The sequence below is a fragment of the Frankia sp. CoWAU3 genome, assembly GCF_977971855.1.
The window spans coordinates 61,287-66,810 of the sequence record NZ_CDWWXB010000001.1 but is presented as its reverse complement, the minus strand read 5'-3'; the positions used below and the strand labels follow the sequence as shown (position 1 = coordinate 66,810).

The following is a 5,524-nucleotide window of genomic DNA, read 5'->3' as shown; positions in this document are numbered from 1 at the left end:
GCGGCGGACCCGACCGGCGCGGACGGCGTCGGGGCGGACGGCGTCGGCGCGGCCGCCGTCGGGGCGGACGGCGCCGGGATGCGGAGCAGGCGGTCGGTCCCGGCGTTCTTCGCGCTGCTGCTGGCGCTGGAGGCCGGGATGATCGGCGTGTTCGCCGCCACCGACGTCTTCCTGTTCTACGTCTTCTTCGAGGCGATGCTCATCCCGATGTACTTTCTCATCGGGAGCTACGGCCCGGTCCGGGAGCAGGCCCAGCGCTCCTACGCGGCGGTCAAGTTCCTGCTCTACAGCCTCTTTGGCGGCCTGCTGATGCTCGCTGCCGTGATCGGACTGTACGTCGTCTCCGCCGACAACCTCGGCAGCGGAACCTTCGACTTCGCCACCCTGCGGCAGATGGACATCACCCCCGGGGTGCAGAAGCTGCTGTTCCTCGGCTTCTTCCTGGCGTTCGCCATCAAGGCCCCCCTGTTCCCGTTCCACACCTGGCTGCCCGACGCCGGCGCGCAGTCGCCCACCGGCGGCGCGGTGCTGCTGGTCGGGGTACTGGACAAGGTGGGCACGTTCGGACTGATCCGGTACTGCATCCCGCTGTTCCCCGACGCGGCCGACTACTTCGCCCCGCTGGTGCTTGGTCTGGCGGTGATCGGCATCTTCTACGGCGCCCTGCTCGCCATCGGGCAGCGGGACATGAAACGGCTGGTCGCCTACACCTCGCTGGCCCACTTCGGCTTCATCGCGCTGGGCACCTTCGCCTTCACCTCCCAGGCGGGCAGCGGCGCGGTGCTTTACATGGTCAACCACGGCCTGTCCACCGGCCTGCTTTTCATGGTCGTGGGCTTCCTGGTGGCGCGCCGCGGCACTCGTGACGTCGGTGCTTACGGCGGCCTGGCCAGGGTGACGCCGGTGCTTGCCGGGGTGTTCCTCGTCGCCGGACTGTCGTCGTTGGCGTTGCCTGGAACGAACAGCTTCGTCAGCGAGTTCCTGGTGCTGGTGGGGACGTTCACCCGGAACAGGCCGCTGGCGATCGTCGCGACCACCGGCATCGTGCTGGCCGCGATCTACATCCTGTACCTCTACCAGCGGACGATGACCGGACCGGTGGTGCACGAGGAGAACAAGGTCCTGGTCGACCTCAGCCTGCGCGAGAAGCTCGTCGTCGCCCCGATGGTCGCGCTCATCGTCGCGCTCGGGGTCTACCCCAAGCCGCTGCTCGACATCATCACGCCGACGGTGACGGCGACCTACGCCGATATCGGCAAGTCTGACCCGGCTCCGACGCACTCGGTGGCCGCGGAGTCCGGAGGCCACTCGTGAGCGCCACACCCGACCTTCTCCTGGCGCAGGGATCGAACCCGATGATCACACCGCCGTCGATCGAGTACTCCTCGCTCAGCCCGATCCTGATCGTGTTCGGGGTCGCGCTCGTCGGGGTGCTCGTCGACGCCTTCGCCACGAAGCGGGCCCGGCGGACCTTCCAACCGATCCTGGCGGGTGCGGGCTTCGTCGCCGCGCTCGTGGCCGTGGCGGTGCTGCACGGCCGGCAGGCCATCCTCGCCTCCGGTGCGCTGGCGATCGACGCGCCGACCCTGTTCATGCAGGGCACGATCCTGGTCTTCGCCCTGCTGTCGGTGCTGCTGGTGGCCGAACGCCAGCTTGACTCGTCCGGCGGGGCGATCGTGGCCTCGGCCGCGATCACCCCGGGCTCGAAGGGATCGACGGCGCAGCAGACCTCGGCAGACGTGCAGACCGAGGCGTATCCGCTGATGGTCTTCTCGGTCACCGGGATGATGCTCTTCGTTGCCTCGAACAATCTGCTGGTGATGTTCGTGGCGCTGGAGATCCTCTCGTTGCCGCTGTACCTGCTGGCCGGGCTCGCCCGGCGCCGCCGGCTGCTGTCGCAGGAAGCGGCGATGAAGTACTTCCTGCTCGGGGCGTTCTCCTCGGCCTTCTTCCTCTACGGCGTCGCGTTCGCCTACGGATTTGCCGGCAGCGTGGAGCTCGGGGCGGTCGCGGACGCGGTCAGCAACGCCGGTGCGAACGACACCTACCTCTATCTGTCGCTCGCGCTGCTGGCGGTGGGGCTGTTCTTCAAGATCGGCGCCGTGCCGTTCCACTCCTGGACGCCGGACGTCTACCAGGGCTCGCCGACGCCGGTTACCGCGTTCATGGCGGCGGGGACGAAGGTCGCCGCGTTCGGTGCCCTGTTGCGGGTCTTCTACGTAGCCTTCGGAGGGCTGCGCTGGGACTGGCGACCAATCCTGTGGACGATCGCCATCCTCACCATGGTGGTCGGCGCGGTGCTCGCCCTGACCCAGCGCGACATCAAGCGTATGCTGGCCTACTCGGCGATCGCGCACGCCGGGTTCCTGCTGGTGGGCCTCGCCGGCACCAACACCGACGGCCTGCGCGGCTCGATGTTCTACCTGGTGACCTACGGTTTCACGACGATCGCCGCCTTCGCCGTGGTCTCCCTGGTCCGTACCGGCGACGGCGAGGCCGGTGACCTGTCCCAGTGGCGGGGGCTCGGCAGGACCTCGCCCCTGCTGGCCGGGACGTTCTCGTTCCTGCTGCTCGCGCTCGCGGGGATCCCGCTGACGAGCGGGTTCACCGGGAAGTTCGCGGTGTTCCAGGCCGCGATCGCCGGGGACGCCACCCCGCTGGTAGTCGTTGCACTGGTGTGCAGCGCCATCGCCGCCTTCTTCTACGTGCGGGTCATCGTGCTGATGTTCTTCTCCGAGCCGCTTGCCGAGGGGCCGGTGGTGGTGACCCGCCCGACGCTGACCTTCGTCGCGGTCGCCATCGGTACCGTGGCTACTCTTGTACTGGGAGTAGCGCCACAGCCACTCCTGGACCTCGCGACGACCGCCGCGACGTCCGGCTTCGTACGCTGACGGTGGTATGAGCGCTATCGGGCTGGACGTCGTGGGGATCAGGACCGATCCTGATCTGGAAAAGGCCGTGCGGGTGGGTCTCGCCCGGGTGGAGGATCTGCTGCGCGAGTCGGTGCGCAGCGAATCCGCCTTCGTGACCGAGACCTCCCGCTATCTTGTCGACGCGGGGGGGAAACGTTTCCGTCCGATCGTCGTGCTGCTGGCGGCGCAGTTCGCCGATCCCGAGGCCGTCGGCGTGGTGCCGGCGGCGGTGGCGATCGAACTCACCCATCTGTCGACGCTGTACCACGACGACGTGATGGACGAGGCGCCGCGGCGGCGGGGAGCGGCCTCCGCGAACACGCGGTGGACGAACACGGTCGCCATCCTCACCGGGGACTACCTGTTCGCCCGCGCTTCCGACATCACGGCGGACCTCGGCCCGGAGGCGACCCGCATCCTCGCCCGGACGATCGCGACCCTGTGCGAGGGGCAGATCCGGGAGACCGTGGGCCCGGCGCCCGGGCAGGACCCGGTCGAGCACTATCTGCGGGTCATCACGGACAAGACCGCCTCGCTGATCGCGACCTCGGGTCGGCTCGGTGCCATGCTGGCGGGCGCCGACCCGATCACCGTCGACACCCTCGCGACCTTCGGGGAGCTTTTCGGGGTGGCTTTCCAGCTGTCCGACGACATCATCGACGTTGTCTCGGACCCGGTGGACTCCGGCAAGACGCCCGGCACGGATCTGCGGGAGGGAATCCCGACCCTGCCGGTGCTCTACGCGCTGCAGGCCGACGACCGGGCGGCGGGACGGCTCCGGGAGCTCATCACCACCGGATTCGCCCCCGGCGACGGGAACACGGAGGACCGGGTGGGCGAGGCTCTCGATCTGCTACGCGGCCACGTGGGCATGGCCCGGGCCCGGGCGGAACTTATCTCCTGGTCGAGCCGGGCGCGGGAATGCCTCGCGTCGTTGCCGGACAATCCGGCGAAGACCGCCTTGGAGTCCCTCGCGGACTTCGTGGTTGACCGCACCGGCTGAGCGTGGCGCGGGGAGCGCCCGGAAATCCGGCGACCTGGCCGGATCTGGTGAGATCTGGCCAGGTCGCCAGGTCCTCCTGGGTCAGTGTCCCGCCGCGACCGCCGCCGTGGCGGTGGTTGCGGACTGCGTACAGGTGTATGTGGTTCCGGCTGGGTCGGCGTGGCCCTTCGTGGCACCGGTCTGCGTATCGAAAAATGTCCCGAGCAGCGGAGTGACGTCGATCGGCGTTGGATGGAACGGCAGGGAGCCACCGGCCGAAGTCGGCGTCGGGCTCGTCGAGGGGGTCGGGTCGCCCCACGGCCACGAGTCGATCGGCGACGGCGATGTCGTGGCCGTGCCGGCGCTCTCCGTCGGGCTGGGCGCGATGGTACGCAGGTCGGTGGGGCTCGTGCTGGGTGAGCTGAGCTCGTCCCGCGGCGTCAGTGGCACGATTGGGATCGGCGAGGTGCCGGGGCCCAGGTAGGCCTCGCCGGTGGCGTGGGAGGAACCTGACCGCCCGGACGGACTACCAGGGTGGGCGCCCAGGCCGGCCTGGCTCGTGCTCGGCGCCAGCAGCGCCTGGGACGGAGTGGGCAAGGCGGCCTGCGGACGGTCGCGGGAGGCCTGCGTCTGGGAGGAACCGAAGGCGGCCCCACCCGTGTACTGGACCCGAGGCGCCTCGCCGGCGTTCGGGCCGGTCGTGGCGCCCGTCGGATCGCCGCCCAGGGCTACGCCGGCGACCAGCGCGGACAGCCCGGCGAGCAAGACGGTTCCCGCCGCGGCGAGCCGCACCCGCCCGCTGCTTCGCCTATCGGCTGGTGCCCGGTGCGCGCCGGGCATCCGGCCGGGGCTCCCGGCGGGCGGGTTCGTCGGATGGACGTCGGCGGGCCGGTGGCTCGCGGCGGGGGCGGCGGGCCCGGGAACGTGGAAGGGATCATAGAGGGTGCCGAGGGCGCCGCCGGCTTGCACCCCGGCGGTGGCTGTCGTGGCTGTCGTGGCTGTCATGGTGAACCGTGGCCGGCCGGTCCGGGACAGCGTGTCCAGCGGCCGGCGACGCTGGGCGGCATCGCCGACCCGGCTGGCCGTGGCCTCCCGGGCCTGGCGGGCGGAGGTGCTCACCGACAGCGGGCCGGTGATCGTGTCGAGCTCGCCGGGTGGGGCGACCGGGGGCCGTGGCGGGGTCGGCGGTGGGACCGACGCGGCCGCCGCGGTGGAGGTCGTCGGCGCCGCAGCCGAATGGCGGCCGGTGGCCTGCCTGGCGGCTCCCTGGCGCTGGCGTGAATGCCGACCGGCCGAATGATTACCCACGGCGACCTCCGGGAGCGGTCCGGACGACGACGCCGACCGAGTCGCGGGGTTGCCCGGCGCGACCGGCCGTGATCGGAACGGTCATGTTGATGGTGCCCCTGGGCGAACGCGGACTCGCCACGGACCGCGGGCATAGGGCTCGATGAACCCGCACTGCGCCTCCGGCTGCATCGGTGTTGTGAGCCCCCCCGGGCCACACGGCACCCCCACGCGCGATGTCACCTTACCGGAAGGTGCCGGAGCGGCGCACTCCCCGGCAGATAGCTGCCAAGCGGCATTATCAATGACATAGTTCTGTGGTAATGCGGGCTCTGCCCGGCCG

Annotated in this window: 5 protein-coding genes; 4 read left to right on the top strand and 1 reads right to left on the bottom strand. The window is 70.5% G+C overall.

The window, feature by feature from the left end:
* The 3 genes from AC08ON_RS00370 to AC08ON_RS00360 all read left to right on the top strand — a co-directional run.
* A partial coding sequence (locus AC08ON_RS00370; protein WP_476616270.1) for an NADH-quinone oxidoreductase subunit M occupies nucleotides 1–1,314 on the top strand: 1,314 nt, incomplete at its 5' end.
* A gap of 41 nt (nucleotides 1,315–1,355) precedes the next feature.
* Nucleotides 1,356–2,891 (top strand): NADH-quinone oxidoreductase subunit NuoN, encoded by a 1,536-nt coding sequence (gene nuoN, locus AC08ON_RS00365; protein ID WP_476606904.1) that lies wholly within the window; start codon nucleotides 1,356–1,358, stop codon nucleotides 2,889–2,891.
* 7 nt (nucleotides 2,892–2,898) lie between these two features.
* The gene (locus AC08ON_RS00360; RefSeq protein ID WP_476606902.1) at nucleotides 2,899–3,915 is read left to right on the top strand and encodes a polyprenyl synthetase family protein; all 1,017 of its coding nucleotides are present in this window, start codon (nucleotides 2,899–2,901) and stop codon (nucleotides 3,913–3,915) included.
* Nucleotides 3,916–3,996: 81 nt separating this feature from the next.
* Here the strand turns inward: AC08ON_RS00360 and AC08ON_RS00355 are convergent, their stop codons facing one another.
* Nucleotides 3,997–4,899 (bottom strand): hypothetical protein, encoded by a 903-nt coding sequence (locus tag AC08ON_RS00355; protein ID WP_476616269.1) that lies wholly within the window; start codon nucleotides 4,897–4,899, stop codon nucleotides 3,997–3,999.
* On the opposite strand from AC08ON_RS00355, the gene AC08ON_RS00350 reads away from it, so the two are divergent.
* Nucleotides 4,880–5,194 (top strand): hypothetical protein, encoded by a 315-nt coding sequence (locus tag AC08ON_RS00350; RefSeq protein ID WP_476616268.1) that lies wholly within the window; start codon nucleotides 4,880–4,882, stop codon nucleotides 5,192–5,194. The genes AC08ON_RS00355 and AC08ON_RS00350 overlap by 20 nt on opposite strands.
* Nucleotides 5,195–5,524: the final 330 nt, after the last annotated feature.

Coding starts and splice junctions, on each gene's coding strand:
- nuoN (WP_476606904.1), top strand. CDS start 1,356: ATGATCACACCGCCGTCGATCGAGTACTCCTCGCTCAGCCCGATCCTG.
- AC08ON_RS00360 (WP_476606902.1), top strand. CDS start 2,899: ATGAGCGCTATCGGGCTGGACGTCGTGGGGATCAGGACCGATCCTGAT.
- AC08ON_RS00355 (WP_476616269.1), bottom strand. CDS start 4,899: ATGACAGCCACGACAGCCACGACAGCCACCGCCGGGGTGCAAGCCGGC.